The 24,307-nt window shown below is 65.2% G+C and carries 23 protein-coding genes; 15 read left to right on the top strand and 8 right to left on the bottom strand.

Going from position 1 to position 24,307, the window contains the following annotated elements:
* Positions 1–121: 121 nt before the first annotated feature.
* Together dprA and topA are read left to right on the top strand one after the other, a co-directional pair.
* The gene (gene dprA / locus HOY44_RS16430; protein ID WP_287436155.1) at positions 122–1,249 is read left to right on the top strand and encodes a DNA-processing protein DprA; all 1,128 of its coding nucleotides are present in this window, start codon (positions 122–124) and stop codon (positions 1,247–1,249) included.
* Positions 1,250–1,361: 112 nt separating this feature from the next.
* The gene (topA, locus tag HOY44_RS16425) at positions 1,362–3,902 is read left to right on the top strand and encodes a type I DNA topoisomerase (RefSeq protein ID WP_287436153.1); all 2,541 of its coding nucleotides are present in this window, start codon (positions 1,362–1,364) and stop codon (positions 3,900–3,902) included.
* 3 nt (positions 3,903–3,905) lie between these two features.
* Here topA and HOY44_RS16420 read toward each other — a convergent pair whose 3' ends face one another.
* From HOY44_RS16420 to HOY44_RS16410, 3 genes are all read right to left on the bottom strand, one after another.
* Positions 3,906–5,744, bottom strand: coding sequence for a phospholipase D-like domain-containing protein (locus HOY44_RS16420; RefSeq protein WP_287436151.1), 1,839 nt, complete (start codon positions 5,742–5,744; stop codon positions 3,906–3,908).
* Positions 5,745–5,831: 87 nt separating this feature from the next.
* The gene (locus tag HOY44_RS16415) at positions 5,832–6,530 is read right to left on the bottom strand and encodes a fumarylacetoacetate hydrolase family protein (protein WP_287436149.1); all 699 of its coding nucleotides are present in this window, start codon (positions 6,528–6,530) and stop codon (positions 5,832–5,834) included.
* On the bottom strand, positions 6,527–7,561 hold the full coding sequence (locus tag HOY44_RS16410; protein ID WP_287436147.1) for a cupin domain-containing protein: 1,035 nt from the start codon (positions 7,559–7,561) through the stop codon (positions 6,527–6,529). The genes HOY44_RS16415 and HOY44_RS16410 overlap by 4 nt, the downstream gene beginning before the upstream one ends.
* Positions 7,562–7,652: 91 nt before the next feature.
* On the opposite strand from HOY44_RS16410, the gene HOY44_RS16405 reads away from it, so the two are divergent.
* Genes HOY44_RS16405 through HOY44_RS16380 form a run of 6 tightly spaced genes read left to right on the top strand, consistent with a single transcriptional unit; the run spans position 7,653 to position 13,832 of the window.
* Complete coding sequence (locus tag HOY44_RS16405; RefSeq protein WP_008329907.1) at positions 7,653–8,114, top strand: MarR family winged helix-turn-helix transcriptional regulator; 462 nt, start codon at positions 7,653–7,655, stop codon at positions 8,112–8,114.
* Between the two features lie 57 nt (positions 8,115–8,171).
* The gene (locus HOY44_RS16400) at positions 8,172–10,019 is read left to right on the top strand and encodes a DUF4422 domain-containing protein (RefSeq protein ID WP_287436145.1); all 1,848 of its coding nucleotides are present in this window, start codon (positions 8,172–8,174) and stop codon (positions 10,017–10,019) included.
* Between the two features lie 3 nt (positions 10,020–10,022).
* Positions 10,023–11,054, top strand: a complete 1,032-nt coding sequence (locus HOY44_RS16395) for a hypothetical protein (protein WP_287436143.1) — start codon at positions 10,023–10,025, stop codon at positions 11,052–11,054.
* Positions 11,051–11,794 carry a sulfotransferase family protein gene (locus HOY44_RS16390; RefSeq protein WP_287436141.1) on the top strand — a complete coding sequence of 248 codons (744 nt, stop codon included), beginning with the start codon at positions 11,051–11,053 and terminating at the stop codon, positions 11,792–11,794. The genes HOY44_RS16395 and HOY44_RS16390 overlap by 4 nt, the downstream gene beginning before the upstream one ends.
* Positions 11,795–11,812: 18 nt before the next feature.
* On the top strand, positions 11,813–12,619 hold the full coding sequence (locus tag HOY44_RS16385) for an HAD-IIB family hydrolase (protein ID WP_287436139.1): 807 nt from the start codon (positions 11,813–11,815) through the stop codon (positions 12,617–12,619).
* Positions 12,612–13,832, top strand: a complete 1,221-nt coding sequence (locus tag HOY44_RS16380; RefSeq protein ID WP_287436137.1) for a glycosyltransferase family protein — start codon at positions 12,612–12,614, stop codon at positions 13,830–13,832. The genes HOY44_RS16385 and HOY44_RS16380 overlap by 8 nt, the downstream gene beginning before the upstream one ends.
* Here HOY44_RS16380 and HOY44_RS16375 read toward each other — a convergent pair.
* Both HOY44_RS16375 and HOY44_RS16370 read right to left on the bottom strand, forming a co-directional pair.
* Positions 13,829–14,563, bottom strand: a complete 735-nt coding sequence (locus HOY44_RS16375) for a WecB/TagA/CpsF family glycosyltransferase (protein WP_287436135.1) — start codon at positions 14,561–14,563, stop codon at positions 13,829–13,831. The genes HOY44_RS16380 and HOY44_RS16375 overlap by 4 nt on opposite strands.
* Positions 14,564–14,566: 3 nt before the next feature.
* Positions 14,567–15,580: a glycosyltransferase gene (locus HOY44_RS16370; RefSeq protein ID WP_287436133.1), complete on the bottom strand. Its 1,014-nt coding sequence runs from the start codon at positions 15,578–15,580 to the stop codon at positions 14,567–14,569.
* Positions 15,581–15,689: 109 nt separating this feature from the next.
* Between HOY44_RS16370 and mnmH the strand changes: the two genes are divergently transcribed.
* Positions 15,690–16,727 carry a tRNA 2-selenouridine(34) synthase MnmH gene (gene mnmH / locus HOY44_RS16365; RefSeq protein WP_287436131.1) on the top strand — a complete coding sequence of 346 codons (1,038 nt, stop codon included), beginning with the start codon at positions 15,690–15,692 and terminating at the stop codon, positions 16,725–16,727.
* On the opposite strand, the gene HOY44_RS16360 is transcribed toward mnmH, so the two are convergent.
* Positions 16,719–17,282 (bottom strand): NADPH-dependent FMN reductase, encoded by a 564-nt coding sequence (locus HOY44_RS16360; RefSeq protein ID WP_287436129.1) that lies wholly within the window; start codon positions 17,280–17,282, stop codon positions 16,719–16,721. The genes mnmH and HOY44_RS16360 overlap by 9 nt on opposite strands.
* Positions 17,282–17,653, bottom strand: coding sequence for a YciI family protein (locus HOY44_RS16355; RefSeq protein ID WP_287436127.1), 372 nt, complete (start codon positions 17,651–17,653; stop codon positions 17,282–17,284). Before HOY44_RS16355 ends, HOY44_RS16360 begins: the two co-directional genes overlap by 1 nt.
* Before the next feature lie 350 nt (positions 17,654–18,003).
* Here HOY44_RS16355 and HOY44_RS16350 point away from each other — a divergent pair, with 350 nt between their 5' ends.
* From HOY44_RS16350 to HOY44_RS16325, 6 genes are all read left to right on the top strand, one after another.
* Positions 18,004–18,990: an amidohydrolase family protein gene (locus HOY44_RS16350; RefSeq protein WP_287436125.1), complete on the top strand. Its 987-nt coding sequence runs from the start codon at positions 18,004–18,006 to the stop codon at positions 18,988–18,990.
* A 34-nt stretch (positions 18,991–19,024) separates the two neighbouring features.
* A complete protein-coding gene (locus tag HOY44_RS16345; RefSeq protein WP_287436123.1) occupies positions 19,025–19,633 on the top strand; it encodes an NAD(P)-dependent oxidoreductase in 609 nt (202 codons plus the stop codon).
* 140 nt (positions 19,634–19,773) lie between these two features.
* Positions 19,774–20,523, top strand: a complete 750-nt coding sequence (locus tag HOY44_RS16340; RefSeq protein WP_287436121.1) for an ABC transporter permease — start codon at positions 19,774–19,776, stop codon at positions 20,521–20,523.
* A 2-nt stretch (positions 20,524–20,525) separates the two neighbouring features.
* Complete coding sequence (locus tag HOY44_RS16335) at positions 20,526–21,329, top strand: ABC transporter permease (protein WP_287436119.1); 804 nt, start codon at positions 20,526–20,528, stop codon at positions 21,327–21,329.
* Between the two features lie 20 nt (positions 21,330–21,349).
* Entirely contained in the window at positions 21,350–22,114 is a 765-nt protein-coding gene (locus HOY44_RS16330; RefSeq protein ID WP_287436117.1) for an ABC transporter ATP-binding protein, read from the top strand.
* A 46-nt stretch (positions 22,115–22,160) separates the two neighbouring features.
* Positions 22,161–23,114: an ABC transporter substrate-binding protein gene (locus HOY44_RS16325; RefSeq protein WP_287436115.1), complete on the top strand. Its 954-nt coding sequence runs from the start codon at positions 22,161–22,163 to the stop codon at positions 23,112–23,114.
* 214 nt (positions 23,115–23,328) lie between these two features.
* Here HOY44_RS16325 and HOY44_RS16320 read toward each other — a convergent pair whose 3' ends face one another.
* Positions 23,329–24,168: a fumarylacetoacetate hydrolase family protein gene (locus tag HOY44_RS16320; RefSeq protein ID WP_287436113.1), complete on the bottom strand. Its 840-nt coding sequence runs from the start codon at positions 24,166–24,168 to the stop codon at positions 23,329–23,331.
* Positions 24,169–24,307 lie beyond the last annotated feature (139 nt).

The following is a 24,307-nucleotide window of genomic DNA, read 5'->3' as shown; positions in this document are numbered from 1 at the left end:
GGTAACCTACCGTTAACCATTTGAGTCGCATGGTGGGAGGGCAAGAGACGGAATCAGGTGACCCTTGGAGCAATCCCCTTCCAACCACCCCCTCACCCCACCCCAAAGCACGGAAGATCGGGTGGCCTGGCTTCGCCTCTTGCGCTCACGCCGCGTGGGCGTGACCACCTTCTTCAGGCTCATGGGCGAACACGGATCGGCGCGGGCCGCGCTCGAAGCTTTGCCGGAGGTCGCGAAATCCGCGGGCGTCGATGATTACAGCGTCTGCCCGCTTCCCGTCGTGGACAAGGAAATCGACTGGGCCGTGAAATGCGGGGCCGAGATGCTGTGTTTCGGCGCACCGGACTACCCTGCTCTGTTGGCCGAAATCCCCGATCCGCCCCCGATCCTCTGGGCGATCGGCAACCTCGACCTGCTCGCACGACCCACGGTCGGTGTCGTCGGCGCGCGCAATGCCTCGTCGCTTGGCACCCGGATGGCACGCAAGCTCGCGGGCGATCTCGGGGCGGCAGGGCAGGTCGTCGTGTCGGGTCTGGCCCGCGGCGTGGATACGGCCGCCCACACCGCCGCGATGAAAACCGGGACGATCGCCGTCATGGCGGGCGGGGTCGACGTGATCTATCCGTCCGAGAACGCGGTTCTGGGTGAGGAAATCGGGCGCGACGGGCTTCGCCTGTCGGAGGCGCCCATGTCGCTGACCCCGCAGGCCCGGCATTTTCCGCGGCGCAACCGCATCATCTCCGGCCTATCGCGCGCGGTGGTCGTGGTCGAGGCGGCGGCCAAGTCCGGCTCGCTCATCACCGCCGAGATGGCGCTGGAACAGGGGCGAGAGGTCTTTGCCGTTCCCGGTCACCCGTTCGACGCGCGCGCCACGGGCTGCAACCGGCTGATCCGGGACGGCGCGACGCTTTTGCGCGGGGCCCAGGATGTGCTGGACGTGATCGGCGGGGGTGTCGAGAACGCCGCGCCGGAACCGCGGGCGGCCGCCGCCGATCCGGCCCCGGCCCCGGTCGCCAAGGTGGCGCCGGTGGACATCCCGCCGGCACCGGCCGAGACCCGCACGCTGGCCGAAACCGCCGCGCTGCACCAGCTAATCCTCGACCGTCTCGGCCCCTCGCCGGTGTCGGAGGATCAGCTTGTCCGCGACCTTGCCATGCCCGCGAGCGACGTCGCCTCGGAACTGACCGATCTCGAACTCGAAGGGCATGTCTCGCGTGCCCCCGGCGGCTTGATTTCGCGGACCGGGTAAAGGCCCGACGCCGCGTCGTTCACGACCCTGCCAACGGGTCGCCATTGACAAGCCCCCGGACCGCGACCCATCTAACGCCCCCAAGCGCCTTATTCGAGTCGAGAGGATTTTGATGCCCGTTGTCGTCGTGGAAAGCCCTGCTAAGGCCAAGACAATCAACAAATATCTTGGTAGCGACTACACCGTGCTCGCCTCCTACGGACACGTGCGTGACCTGCCGCCCAAGGACGGTTCGGTCATCCCCGACAACGATTTCGAGATGCTGTGGGAGGTCGGGAACGACAGCCGAAAGCATGTGAAGGCCATCGCCGACGCGCTCAAGGAAGACAACAATCTGATCCTCGCGACCGACCCCGACCGCGAAGGGGAAGCGATTTCCTGGCACCTCGAGGAAGCCCTGCGCAAACGCAAGGCGATCAAGAAGGACACGCCGGTCAGCCGCGTGGTGTTCAACGCGATCACCAAGTCCGCCGTGACCGAGGCGATGAAGAACCCGCGCGATGTCGATGGCGATCTGGTCGAAGCCTATCTGGCGCGGCGTGCGCTCGACTACCTCGTCGGGTTCAACCTGTCGCCCGTCCTGTGGCGCAAGCTGCCGGGCGCACGTTCTGCGGGGCGGGTTCAGTCCGTCTGCCTGCGCCTGATCGTCGAGCGCGAGATGGAGATCGAGGCGTTCAACCCGCGCGAATACTGGTCGGTGAAGGCCCTGCTCCAGACCCCGCGCGGCCAGCAGTTCGAAGCGCGGCTGGTCAGCTATGCGGGCAAGAAGCTCGACCGTTACGACCTTGAAAACGAACAACAAGCCGGGCTTGCCGTCGCCGCCATCGAAGCGCGGGACCTGAGCGTTCTGTCGGTCGAGGCCAAGCCTGCCTCCCGCAACCCGTCCGCGCCGTTCATGACCTCGACGTTGCAACAGGAAGCCAGCCGCAAGTTCGGCTTCGGCGCGCGTCAGACCATGTCGACCGCGCAACGACTGTATGAGGCGGGCTACATCACCTACATGCGGACCGACGGCATCGACATGGCGCCCGAGGCCGTGACCGCCGCGCGCGACGAGATCGCGACGCGGTACGGCAAGGATTACGTGCCGGCCGAACCGCGGGTGTACAAGAACAAGGCCAAGAACGCGCAGGAAGCGCACGAATGTATCCGCCCGACCGAGATGAGCCGCGATCCCTCGGCCAACGACATCGCGCGGCTGGAGCCCGACCAGCGCAAGCTTTACGACCTGATCTGGAAGCGGACGATCGCCTGCCAGATGACCGGGGCGCGGCTTGAACGCACGGCTGTCGAAATCGGGTCGTCCGATGGTCAGGTCGGCCTGCGCGCGACCGGTCAGGTCGTGCTCTTCGACGGTTTCCTCAAGGTCTATGAAGAGGGCCGCGACGACGTGGTCATCGACGACGAGGATGACGCGAACCGCCTGCCCCAGATGGTCGAAGGCGACGCGACCAAGAAGGACAGCGTCACGCCCGAGCAGCATTTCACCCAGCCCCCGCCGCGCTATACCGAAGCGACGCTGGTCAAGAAGATGGAAGAATTGGGCATCGGGCGACCGTCGACCTATGCCTCGATCGTCACGACGATTCAGGACCGGGAATATGTGCGCAAGGACAAGGGCCGCCTGATCCCCGAGGACAAGGGGCGCATCGTCACGATTTTCCTGCTGAACTTCTTCCGGCAATACGTGGGGTATGAGTTCACCGCCGATCTGGAAGAAGAACTCGACAAGGTTTCGGCGGGCGAGATCGAATACAAGAAACTGCTCGCCCGGTTCTGGCGCGATTTCTCGGCCGCCATCGCCGAGACAAGCGAACTGCGCATCTCGGAAGTGCTCGACAAACTCGACAAGGCGCTGGAAAAGCAGCTTTATCCGCCGCGTGAGGACGGGTCGGACCCGCGCAAGTGCCCGCTGTGCGGCACGGGCGATCTGCATCTGAAAACCTCGCGCTCCGGCGGGTTCGTCGGCTGCTCGAACTACCCGGAATGTCGCTACACCCGGCCCATCGGCGGTGGCGAGGAAACGCAGGGCGACCGGATCCTGGGCGAGGACGAGAACGGCGAGGAAATCTCGCTCCGGTCCGGGCGGTTCGGCCCCTACGTCCAGCGCGGCGAGGTGAGCGAAGAGAACAAGAAGCCGGATCGCGCGAGCCTTCCGAAAGGCTGGTCCGCCGATGACATGGATCTGGAAAAGGCGCTGACGCTTCTGTCCCTGCCCCGTCTCATCGGGCAGCACCCGGAAGGGGGAGAGATCAAGTCGAACTTCGGCCGGTTCGGCCCCTATGTCATGCACCAGCTCCCGGACGAGGCGAAGCCGGTGTACGCCAACCTCAAAGACCCGCAGGACGTGTTCGAGATCGGCATGAACCGCGCGGTCGAAATGCTGGCGGAAAAGCGGGCCAATCCCGGGCGCGGACGGCAGGCGGCCGCCAAGGCGCTGAAGGAGCTGGGGGAACACCCCGACGAAGGCGGGCCGGTGAACGTCATGGATGGGCGCTACGGCCCCTATGTGAAATGGGCCAAGGTCAACGCGACCTTGCCCAAGGACGTGAAGCCGGAAGACGTGACTATGGAAATGGCCGTGAACCTGATTGCCGAAAAGGCCGCCAAGGGCGGAAAAGGCAAGAAGAAGCCTGCCAAGAAAAAGGCCTGACGGTCAGAACAGCGGGCGGATCGCGGGAATCGCGGCCAGCGTGCGTTCAAGCGGCGTGAGCGGCAGAGGCGCGTCGATCCGGTGCGCGCGCTGGCGATAGGTTTCGGCCAGTGCGCCAAGCCGGGCGGCCATCGCCCGGTCGAGGAAAATCAAACCGTTCTCCGTGTCCTGCCCGAAGCTGCGCGCATTCATGTTGACCGAAGACGACATGGCGAGCCGCCCGTCGATCACCAGAATCTTGGTGTGGATCATCCGTTCGGTCGGCACGTAGTCGAAGATCGCGAAGTCCCGGTAGCGCCGGTTCATGTAATCCTTGGCCAGCGCGCGCGTCACCGGGGCCGAGGGCTCGGTCGAATCGAGCCGCGCGATCAGGGTGACATCGACCCCACGGGCCTGCGCCCGCGCCAGCGCCGCGTCGACCGCAGGCGGCGGATAGAGGAAGGGCGTCACGATCGTCACCTCGCGGCGGGCCGCGTCGATCATGCGGACGAAATCCACTTCCAGCGCGCGAGCGTCGGCCCAGGGCTGCGAGATGAAGTGACGCATCACACCGTCGGTCGGAACCGGCCCGACCCGGCCGGGCTCCGAGGCGGGGCGAAGCACCTGACCGGGCGCGTCGCGCCGCCAAAGCTTGCCGAAATGTGCCGCGATCTGCCGCACGGTCGCATCGTCTCGGATCACGAGGTCGACATCCTCGAACGTGGCGAACCAGGCCAGCCCGTCGCGCCATTCGTCATCGTAGCTGCGAAGTTCCGGGTGATCCTCGATCTCGAACGGTTCGGCGAAGAAGAACCCGTCATGCAGGTTGCGCCCGCCCATGATAAGGCGCGAGCGCCCCGGTTCGGAGGACAGCGCGATCAGAAGCTTCACGTGGTTCGCCCGGTGAAAGGCGGCGAATTCGGTCGCGGGCGTGGCGATTCCGCGCGGTTGCCAGCGGTAATACTGGATCTGGACGTTCGGATAACGCGCCGCCAAGGCGTTCCAGAAATCGCGATCCTTCCCGGTTTGCAGCGCGGCGGTCGCGAGGATGCGCACGGGCGTCCCGCGCGCGGCGTGCCAAGTCATCGCCTGCTGCATCAGCGCGCCGCAGTAGTCGGCCCTGACGTGGAGCGAGGCGAGCACGATCAGGTCGAGCTTCGGTGCGTTCGAGAAATCGAGCCGGATGTCGGGATTGCCCTCGGCCAAGTGAGCACAGCGCAACGTGGCACCGGTCAGCGCCTGCAAACGCGCGGCGAGGGCATCGATCGGCGTCTCGACGATCTCGACGGGTCCGGGGCGCAGGGCGCAGGTGCGCGACAGGGCGGTGTGGGCGTAGAACGCCTGTGCCAGCGGGTCGAGCGTGCCGGCCGGCGGCGAGACGCAGGCGCCGCGCGCCCGGTCAACGGCCGCGACGGATGGCGCCACGACCTCGGGACGGGTGAGTGTGATGACATGATCCGCCCAAGTTACGCGGCAGGTCGTGACGCCGGAGGTCAGCTCAAGCCGCGCGGGCACCTGCCCTTTCGCCGGAACGGTCACGCGCTGATGCCCGCCCGGACGGACCCATTTTCGGCCCTCGGGGCCATCGACGACCGCAGGCGCGTCGCAGGTTACGCGGGCGGGCTGATCGCGAAAGGTCGTGGACTGCAACGTCACGCGCGCCGTCTGCCAAGCTCCGGTAGGAAGGTCGAACCGCGCGTCCGCCTGCTCCGGCCCGGTGGGCGCAAGAAAGATCGCACCGTCCACCCGGCGACCGTCGGCGGTTTGCCGATCCGGCAGGTTCGAGGTGCAGGCCGCAAGCAGGACGAGGCCCAGCGCCGTGACGGCAGCCCATCCCGCCCGCTTGCGCGCAGTCCCCCACATTCCCCGACCTCCGAACACGAACGCCCCGATGCTAGCGGGCAGCGGGGCGTCCAACAATACGGCGCGGGCGCGCAGGTTACCGGCGCATCACTCCGCTTCGCCGATGGTGAGCGCGATGGGGGCCAGCCCGTCGATTCCGCCCGTGATCCGGTCGCCCGCAACCACCGGGCCGACGCCCGCGGGCGTGCCGGTCATGATGACGTCGCCTGGCGCGAGGTGGTAGAATTTGGACAGGTCCATCACCACCTCGACGCAACTATGGATCAGATCGGCAAGCGTCGCGTCCTGCCTGACCTCGCCGTTCACCTCAAGATGGATGCGTTGCGGGCCAAGTTCGCCCATCTGGGCGGCGGGTGTCAGTTCGGCGAAGACCGCCGTGCCCTCGACATCCTTACCCAGATCCCAGGGGCGCTGCTTTTCCCGCGCGACGAGTTGCAGGTCGCGCCGCGTCATGTCGAGCGCGCAGCCATAGGAATGGATCGCCGCGGCGGCCTCTTCGCGAGAAGCGCGGAACACCGGGTTGCCGATGGTGAGCGCCAGTTCCATCTCGTAATGGAAGTTCTCGGTCCCCGGTGGATAGGGCAGCGTCGATCCGGTGTGGAGCGTATGCTGCGGGTTCTTGGTGAAGTAGAACGGCGCTTCGCGGTCCACTTCCACCCCCATTTCGGCGGCGTGGGCGGCGTAGTTGCGGCCGACGCAGAAAATGCGGACGACCGGGTATCCGGCGGCCTCGCCCTTGACCGGAATCGACGGTGTTGCCGGGGGTTCGAACAGGTAGGTGGTCATCTCGCGCGTTCCTCGTAATATCCCAGTTTTTCCTGAAGCGGGCGGTCGTGGACACGGACCATGAAGGTCTCGTCCGCCGCGCTGAAGCTCATGTTCGCAAAGACCGGGGCCGTGAACGTATCCTTCGGCCCGTAGGTCAGGGTTTCGCCGTTGATCGTGACTTGGCCCGACCCCTTGATGACGTGAAAGGCCGCAGACGAAGACTTCAGCACGGGTTCCAGCGCATCGCCCGCGCCAATCATCATGGCGGTGAACCCCATCGTGGGCAGAACCGCCTCGCCGGTTTCCGGGTTCACGTAATCCAGTTCGATCGGTCCGTCGGTATAGGCCGCCATCTGACGCAGCGCCTGTTCGGTGCGGCCCCACGGATAGCGCATCATCGGATACTTGCGCGCGCTCTCGCCGGGGCGGCGCACGGGCGCAAGGCCCGAGGACAGGTATTCCACCTGACTGGCATCGGGCCGGTTGCGCTGGGATTGAAGCGGGCCTTCTTCGGCGTAAGACCCTTCCAGATAGACGAACAGCGGCAGATCGAGCGCGTCGAGCCAGACCACGGGTTCGCTCCCCTCATGCCCGTGATCGTGCCATTCGCCGCCGGGAGTCAGGACCAGATCGCCCTCCTCCATCGGGAGCTTTTCGCCATCGACCACGGTGAAGCCCCCCTTGCCCTCGACCACGATGCGCACCGCGGACGGGGTGTGAACATGGGCCGGCGCGGTTTCGCCCGGCAGAAGCAACTGAAGCCCGAGGTAGATCGAGGCCGTCGCCTGCATCGCCCCCGCCCCGCGCCCCGGATCGGACAGGACGAGCACACGGCGTTCGGCCTTTTCGACCGGGGTCAGTTCGCCGGCCTGGATGAGGAGCGGGCGGATCGCGTCGTAGTTCCAGTATCCGGGTTTCGTGACCGGGTTCGGTGCCCCATGCGGGAGCACATTGCGCATCATCGGCCAGAGCGGCGCGACCCCCGCCTCGGTCATCGCGGCGCGGTACTCTTCGGGCAGGTCTTCGAGCGTTCCAAGCTGTTGCGACATGATATCCTCCCTGATCCATGCTTCGCTGTAGTTCGTATACGTATCATTAGTATACTTGTCAAATGATGCATCGGGGTTTAGCGTTTCGGGCATGAGCGAACCGAACCCCATCTTTTTCGACATGCCGGGTCACCTGATCCGACGCCTGAACCAGATCGCGACGGGGCTGTTTCGCGAGCATATGGCGGAGATCGGGCTGGATGTGACCCCGGTCCAGTTCGCGGTTCTGGCGGCGCTGTCGGACGCCCCCGACATAGACCAGGCGACGCTTGCGACGACGGTCGCCTATGACAAGGTCACCATTGGCGGCGTCATTGACCGGCTGGTCGCCAAGGGGCTGGTGGATCGCCGTCCTTCGACCACCGACCGGCGGGCCAAGGCCTTGCGGCTGACCCAGAACGGCGTGGTCATGCTCGACCGGTTGCGCCCGCAGGTGCGCGTGCTTCAGGACGAAATCCTGACGGGGCTGTCCGTGGACGAAGCGGAAACGCTGGTGCGGCTTTTGAAAAAGGCATCGATGGCGCGCGATGAGGTGGGTCGCGAAACGGCCTAGGTTTACCCGCACCGTGTGTGCCGTGTAGACAGACCGAAGCCTGCCCCGGAGCCCGCGATGAAAGCCTCGATCTATATGGCCTTTCACACTCCCTCGCCCGTCGTAGCGAGTGCTTCGATCATTCCGATCCATGTGGGGCGCGCGGTGGCGGATGCCCCTCTCGACGGGATGATCGGGGACGATACCGGCGACACGCTGTCGCCCCATAACGGCGCATACAGCGAATTGACGGCGCTCTACTGGGCCTGGAAGAACGACACGGATGCCACGCATGTGGGCCTGATGCACTACCGGCGGCTTCTGGATTTCAGTGGCACCCACCCTTCCCCCGCCGCCGAGGTCTGGCCCGAGGCCGTCCGGTTGGACGACTACGCCGCGGCGACCGAAACGTGGCTTCAGCGCAACGCCGAGATCGACCTCGTGCTGCCCGTCGCGCACCGGATGCCGATGACGGTGGATGAGAACTACGCCGATCAACACGACCCGCGCGATCTGGATTTCGTCGAGGCGCGCATGGCGCAGGTGTCGCCCGCCTATCTGGACGATTTTCGCGCCGTCCGGGCCGGGCGCGAACTGTTGCTGGCCAATGTCTTTCTGGCGCGGCGCGAGATTGTCGATGCCTATTGCCGCTGGGCCTTCGACCTGCTCGAAGCCTTGCGGTCCGCCGATATTCCGCGCCCCCATGTCAGCCCCTACAATGCTCGCTACCTCGGCTTCGTGGCGGAGCGGCTTTTCACCACGTTCATGCGCAAATATCTGCGCGACCACCCCGAGACGCGGGTCGAGCGGGTCAACATCCTGAACCTCGGCCGATCCCTCGTCGTGCCCTTCGCACGCGGCGCACGCTTCAATGACGGTGCGGTCAACGTGGCCTTCACCTCGGACCGGGCCTACCTGCCCCAGACTGCGGCGATGGTGGCCTCGCTCATCGAACAAGCGGCGCCGGACCGGGCTTATAACCTGTTCTATCTGCACGAGAATATCGGTGACCGGGATCTCGACTTGCTAAGGTCCCTCGCGGTCGCGCATGGCAATGTCACGCTTCATGCGATCAACGTAGGGACCACGTTTTCACGGGAATATCGCGCCCGCCATCATGCGCCGAGCAACGCGACCTACAACAGGTTCCTTCTGTTCGATCTGCTGCCCGACGTGGAGCGCCTCGTCTATCTCGACGTGGATCTCGTGCTGTGTGGCGATGTCGCGGAGCTGTTCGATACCGAGATGAACGATGCGCCGCTGGCCGCCGTGACCGATGCGCTGATGACGCGGGTTCTGGCCACGCGGGTGCGCACGCGCGACCCGGAGGTGCCGGACCTGTACGCCTACCTCTCGGACGATCTGGGGCTGACCGAAGACCAGATTTCCCGGTATTTCAACGCAGGCGTCATGGTGATGAACTTCGCTGCGATGGACGTGGCGAAGGTGTCGCGAGACCTGCGGGAGATGGTTGCGGGAAACCGCTATTTCTTCCGCGATCAGGACATTCTGAATGTCTATTTCCGTGAACGGTTCGTCACGCTGCCTGCACGGTTCAACGTCCACAATTCCGACCGTGGCGCATATGACAACGTGCCGGTGCCGATCCGCAACGATGCGCTCGCCGCCAAGGCCGACCCGTTCATCGTTCATTTCGCCGCTGCGCATCAGAAACCCTGGCGCGAACCGGATGTCGAATTCGCGGGCCTGTTCTGGTCGACGCTCGCCCGGACCCCGTTCTGGTTCGAGGTGCTGGAGGCGACACGACGGCACCGCAGCCTGCGCGCGCGCCTGTCGCGGCCCGATACCTGGAAACACGGCGTGGTCATCGCCGGACGGCGGTTGGGGCGGCGATTTCCGGCGCTGACACCGTGGCTCTTGCGCATCTACCGCTGGGCGCTCGGCCGGTTTCACTGGATCAACTAGCCCGTGAAAACGCTCTATCTGCATATCGGCCACTACAAGACGGGCACCTCGGCCTTCCAAAGCTACTGCGCCGACAACGCCGCCGGGCTGGCGCGGCGGGGCCTGCTGTATCCGAAAGCCGGGCGTGGTGTTTCGGCACCGTCTAGCCATGCCGGGCTGGCGATCCCGCTGGCCACAGAGCATGGCTTCCACCCGCCACGCTGGTTCGGAACCGGGCCGAGCACCGACGAGGCGTTCGGCGCGCTTCATTCTGAACTTGGTTCAACACGGCAACGCAAAGCCTTGATATCAAGCGAGGAATTCGTCCAGCTTGCCTTGTGCGAAGACCCCGACTTGGCGCTGGCCGCCCTGCGCCGCCGGTTGGAGCTTTATTCCGTCAAGATCATCTTCACGGTGCGTGAACCCTTGGCGCTTTTGACCTCGTGGTATGCACAGGTGAGCCGTGGCGCGACGCCGCGCGGCACCTTCCTCGACTTCGCCGCGACGATGAACCCGGATTTCCTGTCGCAAGACCCGATCCGGGCGCGGTTCGCCCGGACCTTCGGCGCAGGTCACGTCAGGCTCTTACGTTATGCGGGCCAAGGACCGTGGCTGAAACGCCGCATGCTGTGGTCGACACGCACAGTGCCCTTTAGCCGCGCGCACCCTCCCATCGCGAACGTGACACCCGGACTCGACACGCTGGAAGAGGAGCGGTTGGGCAAACTGCCACCAGACGCGGCGGCCTTCACCGTGACAAGGGCGACGCTTGAGACGCTGCAAACACAGATCGACCGGGTCAACGCAGGCTACGCCGAATTGTCACGACACCTCACCACCGACGCGAGCACCTTGAGCCTTGTAGCCCTCGCGCGACACTACCATGACCTGATCGCACCGGCGGCAGACCGGATGCCGCTCGACCCACGCGAAGCTGCGGCGATGCGCGATCTGGCGCAGGATGCGGGCGACGGCACTCTCCGCGATACGCTCCTCCGCATCGCGGGCCACATCGAACGATCGCAAACCGCCACGCCGCAGCGGGGCATTGCATGACCCCCCGGCTCATGCTCGCAAGGCTGCGCGCGGCCCTCGCGCGGCGGGACACGGACCCGCTCAGGCGCTTTCGCAGGCGATATCCGAATCTGCGCGGCACGGTGTTCATCATCACCTATGGCCGGTCCGGTTCGACGCTTCTGCAAGGGCTTCTGAACACCGCACCGGGCAGCCATATCGGCGGCGAGACCTTCGATACCCTCGGCGTTCTGTTCGATGCGACCGCCCGCGCCACGCGCGCCCACCGTCGTTGGGGGGACGAGCCGCGCGCCGTGGATCATCCGTGGTTCAATGCGCAGAACATCGACGAAATCGGATTGGAGCAGGACCTCGCCCTCGCCTATGCGGCCCGCGTCATCTGCCCTCCGACCGATGCGACTTGGATCGGCACCAAGGAAATCCGCTATCCGCAGCGGGCCGAGACGCTTCCGGCCCTCGTCGCCATGGTGCTGCGGAGTTTCCCAAACCCGGTCATCGTCTTCAATTCGCGCGACGCCGGCGCCGTCGCACAATCGCGTTGGTGGGCGAGCCAGCCGGAGGCCGAGGTGCGTGACCTGATCGCGCGGATGGATGGCATCTTCGCCGCGATCGCCAAGGATCACCCGGAGCGGTGCTTTCACCTGCGGCATGAGGACACAATCGCCGATCCCGAGACGTTGCGCCCCGTGTTCGACGCGATGGGCGCCGAGTTCGACGTTGCGGCCATTGCGCGGGTATTGTCCAATCGGCTGACGCATTGAACCGACTCGGAGGCCGGCATGACGCAGGTTCACCCGCCGCTCCTGATATTTTCCGACCTCGACGGCACGCTTCTGGATCACGACACCTACGACTGGTCCCCCGCCCGCCCGGCGCTTGACCGACTGGCGCGTCTGGACGGCGGCGTGGTTCTGTCCACGTCCAAGACGGCGACCGAAGTTGGCCCCTTGCGCGACGAACTGGGGCTGTCGGCGTGGCCCGCCATCGTCGAAAACGGCGCCGGGACACTGGAGCCGGGGGCGCGCCCTGCGGTCTCGGGCGATTACGCCAGATTGCGCGCGGCGCTGGACGATCTGCCGGGCGATCTCAGGAAGACCTATACCGGGTTCGGCGATCTGGACGCGGCGGGCGTGGCCGGGATCACCGGACTGCCCACCGACAAGGCGGAACTGGCGAAGGCGCGCGCCTTTTCCGAGCCGGGCATCTGGACGGGTGACGAACCGGGCCGCGAGGCCTTCGTCGCGGCACTGGGCGAACGCGGGATCACGGCACGCATGGGCGGGCGGTTCCTGACACTGTCGTTCGGACGGACCAAGGCCGATGCGATGGCCGAGTTGGTCGACCGTTTCGCGCCGCGGCACACGATGGCCTTGGGCGATGCGCCGAACGATGCCGAAATGATCGAGGCCGCCGATTTCGGCGTCATCATCCCCAATCCGCACGGCGCGCCCCTTCCCCCCCTGATGGGCGAGGCGGAGGGTCGCATCACCCGCGCGGCCCACCCCGGCCCCGAAGGCTGGAACTTGTCGGTGGGCCAAGTTATTGACGAGTTGGAACTTTCCCGAGGAGCTTCGCGGCATGGCTGATTTCCACCAGAACGGCAACATCACGACGCTCCACAATCTGCGCACACGCGGCGTGGAGGAATTGAACTACGAGTTGTCGGCCTTCGCCCAGACCCGCAAGATCAGCCTGATCCTGCCTTCGTTGTTCTCGGAGCTCGAAGGCGAGGCTTTACCGCATATCGTGGAAGAGCTGGGCAAGGTGCCGTATCTGCACCGCATCGTCATCGGCCTCGACCGCGCGACGGAAGCGCAGTTCCGGCAGGCGCGGGCGTTTTTCGCGAGCCTGCCGCAGGATCATATCGTGATCTGGAACGACAGCCCCCGGATGCTTGAAATGCAGGCCCGGCTGGAAAACCTCGGCCTCGCGCCGCAGGAACCGGGCAAGGGCAAGAACGTCTGGTCCTGTATCGGCTACCTCATCGGCTGCGCCGACAGCGCCGTCATGGCGATCCACGATTGCGATATCCTGACCTACGAGAACGAGATGCTGGCGCGGCTGGTCTATCCGGTCGCGAACCCGACGTTCCCCTATCAGGTCGCCAAGGGCTATTACCCGCGCGTCGGCGAAGGAAAGCTGAACGGCCGGGTGACACGTCTTTTGGTCTCACCGCTCCTGATCGCGCTGAAACGGGTGATCGGGGATCGCGATTATCTCGACTACCTGCGGTCGTTCCGCTACCCGCTGTCCGGCGAATTCGCGATGCGCACCGCGATCCTGCCGGATCTGCGCATTCCGTCGGACTGGGGGCTGGAAATCGGCGTGCTGTCCGAAGCCTGGCGCAACCTTGCGCCGAAGTCGGTCTGTCAGGTCGAAATCTCGGACGCCTACGATCACAAGCATCAGGATCTGTCCGCCGAAGACGCCTCGACCGGACTGTCGCGCATGTCGACCGACATCTGCAAGGCGATCTTCCGCAAGCTGGCGGCGGATGGGACGGTGTTCACGCCCAACGTGTTCCGCACGCTCAAGGCGACCTATTACCGCTCGGCGCTCGATCTGCTCGACGGGTATTACAACGATGCCAAGATGAACGGGCTGGTCATCGACCGCCACGCGGAAGAGAAGTCGATCGAGATGTTCGCCGAGAACATCATCCGCGCCGGCAACGTGTTTCTCGACAACCCGCATGAGACGCCGTTCATCCCGACGTGGAACCGGGTTCATGCGGCGGACCCGCATTTCCTGAAGGATCTTCAGATTGCGGCGCGCGAGGATCAGGCGGAGTTCCTTTAGTCCCGCAGGGGAAGCTGCGGTCGGCGCAACGCGGCGCGGGCGAGGAACGGCAGGTAGTGGCGCAGGATGCGCGGCGCGATATGCGGCGTGTTCAAGGCGCGGTAGAGCCAGCGCAGGTTCCTGCGTGTGTAGGCCTCGGGATAATAAGGATGACGCGCGGTCTGATGCACGAAGGCGCCGCAGGTCACGATGGCGGTCGGATGGTCGAGCCGCGCCTTGAGGGCGAGCGCCAGCGCCTCCTGCCGGGGGCTACCCATCGACACGAGCAGCACGTCAGGTCTGGCGACCGCCACATCGCTCATCAGTTGACGCTGGGACGGGCGATATCCCGATGCCGCCAGCACGACGCGAAGGCCGGGGTGCCGTTCGCGCAGAAAAGTTGCGACGCGCGACACCTCCTCGGACGTGCCGCCGATCAGACCCAGCCGCGCCCCGCGTTGCGCAAGGCGGTCCATCGCCGCACAGGCCACGCCCGCGTAGTCGAACGACAGGCTTTCGCAGGGCACCCCCGTCAGCTTCGACACGATCCGGGCGGTGGTGCCACCGTCGATGACCACGTGATCGTCGCCGCTCGTCGCGAAATGTCCCGCGCGATGGTGCGACAGCGTGTGCGGGTTCAGATACCAGAGCACTTCGGGGCCGGGCCGCGGCGCAGTCAGCCAGTGCAACAGGTCGGCTTGGCGGCGGATCAGGCGGGAACGGCCAGTGACGGCGGTGGCGCTGTATAGCATTAATTACACATCCGATGTCCGCAGACCGGCATTGTCGCGCGGCGGAATGTCATTTTTCGAACATTCGTCTCGCATCGAAACTCCCAGCACCTTGGCCCAGACCGGCCACAGTGCTTCGTCCCGTACCCCGCTCAGATCATACGACCCGCGTGGCAGGCGCGTAAAGACCCGCATCAGGGCCTCGGGCCGGTCCTCGATCCGCGCGGGCGGACCGATCCGCCGCTCGAAGTCTCTGAGCCCGGTGGCGAAGGCGTTCGCGATGATCGGCAAGCCCGCGCGGGCGGCTTCGACCATGATGGTCGGGAAGCCCTCGTATTCCGACCAGACGATCAGGGCGTCGGCCTCCGAGAACGACGCCTGCGGGTCTGACCCCAGGGGGGCGAAGGTCACGCCGTCCGGCTGATCCTTGGGCGGCGGGTAGCCGTGGACACGCAGCCGAACCGGATGCCCGGCATCCCGCGCTTCGGCCACCACGGCAAGCACCTTGTCGAGCCGTTTCTGCGCACCGGGCCGTCCGACGTAGAGAAGGTTTTTCGGCTGATCCGTCCGCCGGATCGGCATGGTGGCCGGCACATCCGGCGCGACCGGGGCATAGGCGACGGCAAGCGCGGCGCGGCGCAGAAGGGGCAATCGGGCAAGGTGCTCGGCCAGTTCATCGCACACGCACAGGACGGGTGCCCGCCAGCTCATCGCCACGATGAACGCCGCATCCATCAGGCGTTTCGTCATAGGCCCGACCAGCGGCACATGCCGCCAATAGACGAGCCGCGCGCCGAGGCCACGCCAGCCGATGTGCATCAGGTCGCGCTTGCGTGAGAAAACGAGCGTTCGTCCACCAAGATCGGTTTCGGCAAGCCGCCGCACCTCCGCCCCGAAGACCGGATGCCCCTCGCGCGAGACCAGTTCAGCCGCCACGCCATTGCGGCGCAGGAAATCGCGAAGCCTCAGGCTGACTCGTTCGATCCCGCCCGCAGCTTCCCAGCGGCAATAGATCAGGATGGGGGCGTCGGCGCTCATGCCCGATTTTGTCCTCCGGCGGCGCGGCAAAGGCAAGTGCGGCGGCTGGCCTTGCGCGGCGCGATCCGCTACATCCTTGCGACGCGCCCGCGTCAGGACCGGAGACCCCATGTCCGTCAGGATCACCTCGCTTTCAGACCTCGCAGCCCTAGGGTTCGACGACATCATCGACGCGCGCTCGCCCTCGGAATACGCCGAAGACCGCATCCCCGGCGCCATCAGCCTGCCGGTGCTGAACGACGAGGAACGCGCGCAGGTCGGCACGATCTATGTGCAGGAAGACCCGTTCAAGGCCCGCAAGATCGGCGCGGCGCTGGTCGCACGCAATGCCGCGACCCACATTCAAGGGCCGCTGGCCGACCGCGAAGGCGGTTGGAAGCCTTTGGTCTATTGCTGGCGCGGCGGGCAGCGGTCCAATTCCTTCGCGTCGATCCTCAGCCAGATCGGCTGGCGCGCCGATGTGATCGAGGGTGGATACCGCACCTATCGGCGGCTTGTGGTGGATATGCTGCATCGCGCGCCCCTGCCCCATCGGCTGATGCTGATCGACGGCGGCACGGGCACGGCCAAGACCCGGCTTCTGCACCATATCGCGGCGGCGGGCGGTCAGGTGCTGGACCTCGAAGGCCTCGCTTCTCATCGCGGGTCGCTGTTCGGGATGGTGGGTGAGGAACAGCCCAGCCAGAAGGCGTTTGAAAGCGGGATCGCCATGGCGCTGACCCGGCTGGACCCGGCGCGTGTGACCTTCGTGGAGGCCGAAAGCAGCAAGGTCGGCGATCTGCTGGTGCCGCCGTCCCTGTGGAAGGCCATGCTCGCCTCGCCCTATGTCGAGGTCACCGCCCCGATCGCCGCCCGCGCCGAACATCTGGTGACGAGCTACCCGGATATCGTGGACGACGCCGACCGCTTGGCGCGAACGCTCGACCGGCTGGTGAAATACCACGGGCGCGAGGTCGTGGGGGACTGGCACGAGTTGGCCCAAGACGGAAACTGGGCGGGGCTGGCGCACGATCTGGTCGAGACGCATTACGACCCGCGCTACAAGCGCATCCGGCGCGAGGCCGAGCCGGAGCGGGTTCTGGATCTTGCCGACCTGACCGACGCCACGCTGGCCGAAGCCGCGAAAGCCCTCGTCGCCTCAGTCTGAGGCCGCACCCAGCGCCTTTCCCAAGGCGGCGAACATCGCCTCGGCCGCCTGCACCTGCACGTCGCCCGCCCTGAACACCCCGTCTACGACGGCGGCGCCGACGAAGGGGATGTTCACCTGCTGCATGATCGGCTTCATCTCGAAACAGGCGATCACGGGCAACAGCGCCTCGACCGCACGGGTGCCCGCCGCGACGCCCCCGTAGCTGACGAAGCCGACCGGCTTGCCAGACCATTCGGCGCTCAGGTGGTCGAGCGCGTTCTTGAGGCTCGCGGGATAGGCGTGGTTGTATTCCGGCGTGATGAAAACGAACCCGTCGGCCTCGCTCACCTTCGCTGACCAGTTTTTCGTCGTCTCCCGCGTGTACTTGCCGCTGCGCGGATGGTGCGGCTCGTTGAACAACGGCAGGGAATGATCCCTGAGGTCGACCAGTTCGACCGACAGTCCGGTCTGTGTCCGGGCCTGCGCCATCACCCAGTCCGCGATTGCGGCCCCCAGCCGGACTTCGCGGACACTGGCGAGGATGACGTGAATGACGGGTCTGGACTGGGACATCAGGGAAGCTCCGGCGTGCTGTTGGACAGGTTCACGGTGACGGTAATGCGCCCTTCGTTCATCATCCAGCGCCGAAGCGTGTATCTGCGCAGATCGGCGCGGTGCATCGGGTCGAGGTCCGCAATGGCGCGGGCCGCGGCCTCGTCCTCGGCGCGCAGGATGAACATGCCCGCGACCGGCGGCCCGTCGCCGTCGAAAAGCGGTCCGGCCGCGAACAGGACGCCCCGGTTCTCGAGCTCGACCTGATGGCGCAGATGGTCGGCCATCATCGCCTGAATCTCGTCCTCCGGTCCCACCGGCTCGGTCACCACGACCCACATGATCTTTTTCATGAAGCCCTGCGTGATGGTCTGGATGTCATCGGGTGTCATGTCGTCCTCCGGTTCAGGTTTCGATAGTGCCGGGCGCGAGACCCGCGAATCGCCGTGTCAGTCGCAGGACCGCTGAACGGGGGACGGATCGTCTGAACCGCGTGAATTTTCCGCATCCGTGCCTCGCGCCCCATGACCGATCCCGCCCCATGACGGAGGCCGGCGTTACCTCAATTTGTTTGGTCATTTGACCAATTATGTCAAGACGTTCTCCCGAATACCCCTGTTTCTCAGGGCTTTCCGGCGGAAATTTTTATTTGGTTAGGCGACCAATTAATTTCTTGCATCGGGAATTTCGCTGACCTAGCGTTCGATCCGAGGGCGCGAGAACAGGGCCCCGGGGAGGACAAATGGCGGATCGAAAACCGGGCCTCGTCTCGGTCGAAGAAGGCTTCATGATTCCTGAGGTCGTGGCCGAGCTGTCGCGGATCGCAGGCGGCGTCCCGAGCATGAAGTCCGGGCCCATCGCCGGGCCGTTCATGGACGATCTGCTCGACATCGGTGAGGGCCGGGTGGCCCGGATGGATGCCGATGGTGTCGCGGTCCAGATCCTCGCCCTTGCCGCACCCGGCGTGCAGAAGTTCGACCCGGACACCGCCTTGGCGCTATCCCGGCTGACCAACGACCGGCTGGCCGAAGCGATTGCCGCCCATCCCGCCCGGTTCGGCGGTCTCGCCGCCGCGCCGCCACAGGCCGCGCGTGAGGGGGCCAAGGAACTCCACCGGGCGATCACAACGCTCGGCCTGAACGGTCTGATCGTCAATTCCCACACCAATGACCTGTATCTCGACGACCCGTCGTTCTGGCCCCTGCTGGAAGCGGCCGAGGCGCTGGACGTGCCCGTCTATCTGCACCCGCGCGAACCTGCCGCGGGGATCGAGGGCGGCCTGATGGCGATGACCGGGTTCACGGTCGGCTGGGCCTATGCTGTCGAAACCGGCACGCACCTGCTGCGCATGATCGCGGCGGGCGTGTTCGATAGGTTCCCGAAGCTCAGGATCGTTCTGGGGCATCTGGGCGAAATGATCCCCTTCATGCTCGACCGGATCGACAATCGCTATCCGTTCGAGATGGGGGTGACCGGGGCCAAACCGCTCCCCCGCAAGCCCAGCGACTACTTTCGCGACCACGTGACGGTCGCCACCAGCGGGATGAATTTCAACGCGCCGATGCGCGCGGCGATCGAGGTGCTCGGCGCGGACAAGGTGATGTTCGCGGCCGATTACCCGATGGAACGGCAGGACGAGGAGGTCGCCAAATTCGCGGCCCTCGACCTGACACCGGATGAACGCAAACGGATCGGCGAGGACAATGCGCGCAGGGTCTTCGGTCTTTGACCGATACCGGCACAGCGAATGGATGGAGGATGAGATGAAAGTTGCCCTGATCGGCGCGAGCGGCAAGGCCGGATCGCGGGTCTTGAAGGAACTGGCGGATCGCGGACACGAGGTGACGGCGCTGGTGCGCAATCCCGACAACGTCGCGGACCTGCCCGGCGTCAGCGCGGTGGCGGTGTCCGGGGACGGCAGCGACCTTGCCGACAAGATCGCGGGACACGACACGGTGATTTCGTCGGTTCGCTTCGTGGACCTGGACCCGGACGTGCTGTTGCCTGCCATCAAGGCGTCGGGCGTGAAACGCTACCTCGTCGTCGGGGGCGCGGGCAGCCTGATGCACCCGGACGGGGTGATCGAGGTCGAACAGCCGGGCTTTCCCGATGTCGCGAAACCGAATTCGATCCGGGGCGGCTATCTGCTCGACCAACTCAAAGCCTCGGAAGGCCTTGATTGGACGTACCTTTCGCCGCCGCGAATGTTCGTTCCCGGCGAACGGACCGGGACGTTTCGCTATGGCAAGGACGACATGCTGATGAAGGACGGCGCGCCCACCTCGATCTCGTTCGAGGATTTCGCGCTCGCCCTTGTCGACGAACTGGAAAAGCCGGAGCACACCGGCGAGCGGTTCACCATCGGTTACTGAACGACGCTGGACGGGCGCGATGCGTGCGCCCGCCTCATCCAAGGTGGCCAGCGGCATTGACAGACCGGTGCCGCTTGCCGTTAGCTGAAACTGCTTGAACGCCCGACCAAATAGTCAGGCACAAGCGATGGGAGGACGTCTTGAGCTTGGCATTCCGACAAGCCGCCGTCGTCATTGGCGTGATCTTCGTCTGGGCGCTTGGGAGCGTGACCGGGGTGTTCAACCCTGACGTCCTGCCCCCGGTGCCGGACGTCGCGCGCGAGATGGTCGCGCTGTGGAGCACCCCGGCCTTCAAGGGCGCGCTCTGGGCCACCCTGCGGGACGGGTTTCTGGGTGCGGTCGCTGGGGCGGTCGTGGCCATTCCCCTTGGCCTGCTCATCGGTATCTTCCCGGCGTTCGAGCTGTCGACGCGCAAGATCCTCGACTTCGGGCGGGCCTTTCCGGTGGTGGCGCTGCTGCCGCTGTTCGTCCTTATCATCGGGGCGAATTCGCAGATGAAGGTGCTGGCCATCGCCATCGCCTGTTTCTTTCCGATCCTCGTGCAGACCGTCTATGGCGCACGGCGGCTGGACCCGACGATCCTCGATACCGTGCGGATCTTTCGCATTCCTTTCGGTCTGCGGTTCTTCCGGGTCATCCTACCTTCGGCCCTGCCCTATATCGCGACCGGACTGCGCATCGCGACGACGGTTTCGATCCTCGTCGCGGTCGGCACCGAGGTCATCCTGCCGATCGACGGTCTGGGCTATCAGATCAACCTGAGCCGCATCGCCAACCGGGTGCCGGAGGCCTTTGCCTATGTGATCTACGCGGGTCTTCTGGGCGTGCTTCTGACCCTTGGGTGGGAGCTTTTGGAAAAGCGGCTGCTGCCGTGGCATCTGGAGCGGTGAAGATGGCGAAATCCCCCCATAAAGCCGCCCTTCGCGCCCACGCCTTTCGGGGTTTCCTCATGGCGTGGTGGCTGCCGGTTCTGGCGGTCGTGGCGTGGTATGTCCTGTCGGCCTCGTCCACGTCGTTCTACTTTCCGCCCTTGTCCAAAATCCTCGCCGTGCTATGGCGCGATCTGACGGACGGGCCGCTTTTGGGGTATATGTTCGTCAGCCTGTCCAACATGGCCGTGGGCCTTGCCCTCGCGATCCTGATCGGGGTCGGCACCGGGCTTTACATCGGCGATCACGGCAAGGTGCGGCAGGCGGCGATGCCGATGCTCAATTTCCTGCGGTCCGTTCCCCCCGCCGCCATCGTGCCCATCGTCATCATCGCGCTGGGGATCGGCGCCGCGCCCAAGATTTTCATCATCGCCTTCACCTGTCTCTGGCCCATCCTACTCAACACCATCGACGGCGTGCGCGGGATGCCCGAGGAGTTGTCGGACACGGCGCGCGCGTTTCGAATTCCGCGCGGGCTGACCTATCGGCGCGTGCTGCTCATGGCGTCGCTGCCGCAGATCATGGCCGGCATCCGGGTCGCCATCGCCGTGGCGCTGGTGCTCATGGTGATCTCTGAATTCTTCGGGGCCTCGGCGGGCCTTGGCTTCTACATCAACGAAAACAAGCAGCGTTTCGCCATGGTCGAGACCTGGGCGGGCACGATCCTGATCGGCGTGCTCGGCTACGTCCTGAGCGCGGTGTTTCTGCAAATCGAGCGCGTGACGCTTCGCTGGTATTTCCGCGAGGCCGGGGCGCAGACGGGATGACGACAATGGACGGAAGCAACATGACCACCTCTCTCGCGCAACCCATGCAGGTGAATGGCCTGTCGAAAAGCTATGGGCCGGTGAAGGTGATCGAGAAACTCGACATGCATGTCGATCCGGGGGATTTCGTCTGCATCGTCGGACCGTCGGGCGCGGGCAAGACCACGCTGCTTCGCTGCCTGTCCGGCCTGATGCCCGCGACCTCGGGCGAGGTTCGCGTCGGGGGCAAGGTGCTGACCGAGCCGCTGGCCGAAATCGGGGTGGTGTTTCAGGATTATCGTGGGTCGTTGATGCCGTGGATGCGCACGCTGGACAACGTGGCCTTTCCGCTTCAGGGGCGCGGCGTGCCCAAGGCGGAACGCGAGGAACGCGCGCGCAAATGTCTGGCGGACGTGGGACTTGAAAACGCGGCGCATCAATATCCGTGGGAATTGTCCGGCGGCATGCAGCAGCGTGTCGCGATTGCGCGCGCGCTAGCCTATGACGCGCATATTCTGTTGATGGACGAGCCTTTCGGCTCGCTCGACGCGCAGACGAAAATGGGGCTCGAGGATCTTGTGCTCGACCTTCGCAGGCGGCTGAAGATCAGCGTGATCGTCGTGACCCACGACATCGACGAGGCGGTGTATTTGGCGGACCGGGTTGTGGTGCTGTCGGGCAAACCGTCGGCCATCGTGGATACGGTGGACGTCGATCTCGGCCCGGATCGCGACCAGATCAGGACCAAGTCGGACCCGAAATTCTTCGAATACAGAAACCGCGTGATGGATCACATCATGCGCTAAAGACGCGCCGCTCTGGGTCGGATCGGCGTATTTCAGGGAGGAACACATGACCATCATCACCAAACTCACCCAAGCCTCGCGCGGCATGGCCGTGGCGCTGGCCTGCGCCCTCGCGCTGCCTGCCGCGGCACAGGACATCGTCAAGGTCGAACGCTCGCCGGTCGGCCAATTCGAAGCCCTCTTCATCGGCATGGAGCAAGGCTATTTCGCCGAACAGAACATCGAGCTGGACATCGCGATCGGGGCCAGCCCGGACGGTGCCATCGCCCAGCTCATGAACGGGGATCGTCACGTCGCCATGACCGGCGCGGTGCCCCTGACGGCGGCCGTCGCCAACGGGCTTCCGATCGTCGCGGTGGTCAACGCGCAGGATCAGAACCCCATCGCCACCTACGGCCTGATGGTGCCCGCCGACAGCGACATCCAGTCCATCGCGGACCTCAAGGGCAAGAAGATCGGCCTGCCGGGCATCGCCAGCCCGCAAGGTTCGGCGCTTATCCGGACGCTGGAACAGAACGGCATGACCCGTGACGACGTGGAACTGGTCAACCTGCCCTTCCCCGGCGTGCTTCAGGCCATCGAAGCTGGATCGGTCGATGCGGGCCTGCCCATCGGTCTGTTTTACAACCTGTCCGTCCAGAAGGGTCTGCGCGAGTTGAAAGAGGTTTTCGACAATTCGACCTTCGGGTTCCCTGCGGTGCTGTTCGCCGCCAACAAGAACTGGGCCGATGAAAACGCGGATCTGATGAACCGCTTCATCATGGCGATGCAGAAAGCCAACGACTATGCCAACGCGAACCCGGATGCGGTGCGTGCGGTCGACAAGGCGCAGACGCAACTGCCGCCGGAATACCTCGACACCCGCGAAATCGCGCCGTTCATGACGGGGTTCGACGCCGAGGCGTGGGATGCGGAGAACGAATACCTCGCCAAATACGGCTTCATCTCGCGCAAACCGACGCCGGACGAATACATCTGGAGCGGCGCGATCCGCCAGTGATCCAGCGTGCAGCCTGACCGAAAGCGCGGCCCCTCGGGGTCGCGCTTTTTCGTTGGGTTTCGGGCGATCGGGCGTTTTGGGACAGGGCCAAGCATTCGCAGCGCGGTTGGGGTCGCCCCCACGCGCCTGCGCCCGCATGGGGCCACTTGGCATTCGGGCCGACCGATACCGCGCAAGTCGGGCGCACCGTCGACCCGGTCGACAGCCCCAAAGCTCATTCCGCGTGGAAGGTGTTCTCCAGCCGTCCGATCCCGTCGATCTCGACCACGCAGGTCTTGCCGGGCGCCAGCAAGATCGGTGGTTTGCGCACGAAGCCGACACCGCCCGGCGTGCCGGTGACGATCACATCCCCCGGCCTCAACTCCACGAAATTCGAGCAATAGGAGATGAGCGTCGGGATGTCGAAGATCAGGTGCTTGATCCAGCTTTCCTGAAGCACCTCGCCGTCGAGGATAAGGCGGATGCCCGTCTCACCCAGATCGCCGATCTCGTCAGGTGTCACCATGACGGGTCCGAACGGCCCGGATTTGGGGAAGTTCTTGCCCGGCCCCCACTGTTCGCCCTTCATCTGCCAGTCGCGCATCGAAATGTCGTTGAACGGCGCGTAGCCCGCCACGTGGCTCATGGCATCGGCCTTTGCGATGTAGCGCCCGCCCTTGCCGATGATGACGGCCAGTTCCGCCTCGTAATCGACCACCTCGGACACCTCGGGGATCGGGAGCGATTCCCCGTGCGCGGCCAAAGATGTCGCGAACCGCATGAAGACGATGGGGTTGTCGGGGTATGTCGTGCCGACTTCGCCTTTCGTCTCGGCCCTGTGATCCTTGTAGTTCAGGCCAATGCAAAGCACCTGCTGCGCATCGGGAACGACCGGCGCATAGGTCACGCCCGCAAGCGACAGGGGCGGTTCGCCCCGCAGACGCGTCGCCAAGGCCGCGAAGTCGCCGTCCAGATGCGCGCGCAGGCGGTCGCCTTCCGGTGCAAGATGAATGGCGTCGCCTTCGACCAGCCCGAAACGCAGTTGGCCGTCGTGTTCGATTGTCGCGAATTTCATGTGTGTCCTCAGATTTGGCGCAAAGCTCCTTGCCGTAGTCGCCACCTTCCGGCCCCCGCGTCAAGGTGCGGAGGTGAAACCGGGTCAGGTCGCCGTTGGTCCGAAACACGATCCGGTCGGGTACGATCTGGGCCTGACG

Source organism: Maritimibacter sp. (genome assembly GCF_016774595.1).
Lineage (GTDB): Bacteria > Pseudomonadota > Alphaproteobacteria > Rhodobacterales > Rhodobacteraceae > Maritimibacter > Maritimibacter alkaliphilus.
This window is presented reverse-complemented; position numbering and strand designations above follow the sequence as displayed.

What these genes read in the sequence shown, in the direction of transcription:
- topA (WP_287436153.1), top strand. Translation starts at nt 1,362, where the DNA reads ATGCCCGTTGTCGTCGTGGAAAGCCCTGCTAAGGCCAAGACAATCAAC.
- HOY44_RS16420 (WP_287436151.1), bottom strand. Translation starts at nt 5,744, where the DNA reads ATGTGGGGGACTGCGCGCAAGCGGGCGGGATGGGCTGCCGTCACGGCG.
- HOY44_RS16415 (WP_287436149.1), bottom strand. Translation starts at nt 6,530, where the DNA reads ATGACCACCTACCTGTTCGAACCCCCGGCAACACCGTCGATTCCGGTC.
- HOY44_RS16410 (WP_287436147.1), bottom strand. Translation starts at nt 7,561, where the DNA reads ATGTCGCAACAGCTTGGAACGCTCGAAGACCTGCCCGAAGAGTACCGC.
- HOY44_RS16405 (WP_008329907.1), top strand. Translation starts at nt 7,653, where the DNA reads ATGAGCGAACCGAACCCCATCTTTTTCGACATGCCGGGTCACCTGATC.
- HOY44_RS16400 (WP_287436145.1), top strand. Translation starts at nt 8,172, where the DNA reads ATGAAAGCCTCGATCTATATGGCCTTTCACACTCCCTCGCCCGTCGTA.
- HOY44_RS16390 (WP_287436141.1), top strand. Translation starts at nt 11,051, where the DNA reads ATGACCCCCCGGCTCATGCTCGCAAGGCTGCGCGCGGCCCTCGCGCGG.
- HOY44_RS16385 (WP_287436139.1), top strand. Translation starts at nt 11,813, where the DNA reads ATGACGCAGGTTCACCCGCCGCTCCTGATATTTTCCGACCTCGACGGC.
- HOY44_RS16380 (WP_287436137.1), top strand. Translation starts at nt 12,612, where the DNA reads ATGGCTGATTTCCACCAGAACGGCAACATCACGACGCTCCACAATCTG.
- HOY44_RS16375 (WP_287436135.1), bottom strand. Translation starts at nt 14,563, where the DNA reads ATGCTATACAGCGCCACCGCCGTCACTGGCCGTTCCCGCCTGATCCGC.
- HOY44_RS16370 (WP_287436133.1), bottom strand. Translation starts at nt 15,580, where the DNA reads ATGAGCGCCGACGCCCCCATCCTGATCTATTGCCGCTGGGAAGCTGCG.
- mnmH (WP_287436131.1), top strand. Translation starts at nt 15,690, where the DNA reads ATGTCCGTCAGGATCACCTCGCTTTCAGACCTCGCAGCCCTAGGGTTC.
- HOY44_RS16360 (WP_287436129.1), bottom strand. Translation starts at nt 17,282, where the DNA reads ATGTCCCAGTCCAGACCCGTCATTCACGTCATCCTCGCCAGTGTCCGC.
- HOY44_RS16355 (WP_287436127.1), bottom strand. Translation starts at nt 17,653, where the DNA reads ATGACACCCGATGACATCCAGACCATCACGCAGGGCTTCATGAAAAAG.
- HOY44_RS16350 (WP_287436125.1), top strand. Translation starts at nt 18,004, where the DNA reads ATGGCGGATCGAAAACCGGGCCTCGTCTCGGTCGAAGAAGGCTTCATG.
- HOY44_RS16345 (WP_287436123.1), top strand. Translation starts at nt 19,025, where the DNA reads ATGAAAGTTGCCCTGATCGGCGCGAGCGGCAAGGCCGGATCGCGGGTC.
- HOY44_RS16335 (WP_287436119.1), top strand. Translation starts at nt 20,526, where the DNA reads ATGGCGAAATCCCCCCATAAAGCCGCCCTTCGCGCCCACGCCTTTCGG.
- HOY44_RS16330 (WP_287436117.1), top strand. Translation starts at nt 21,350, where the DNA reads ATGACCACCTCTCTCGCGCAACCCATGCAGGTGAATGGCCTGTCGAAA.
- HOY44_RS16325 (WP_287436115.1), top strand. Translation starts at nt 22,161, where the DNA reads ATGACCATCATCACCAAACTCACCCAAGCCTCGCGCGGCATGGCCGTG.
- HOY44_RS16320 (WP_287436113.1), bottom strand. Translation starts at nt 24,168, where the DNA reads ATGAAATTCGCGACAATCGAACACGACGGCCAACTGCGTTTCGGGCTG.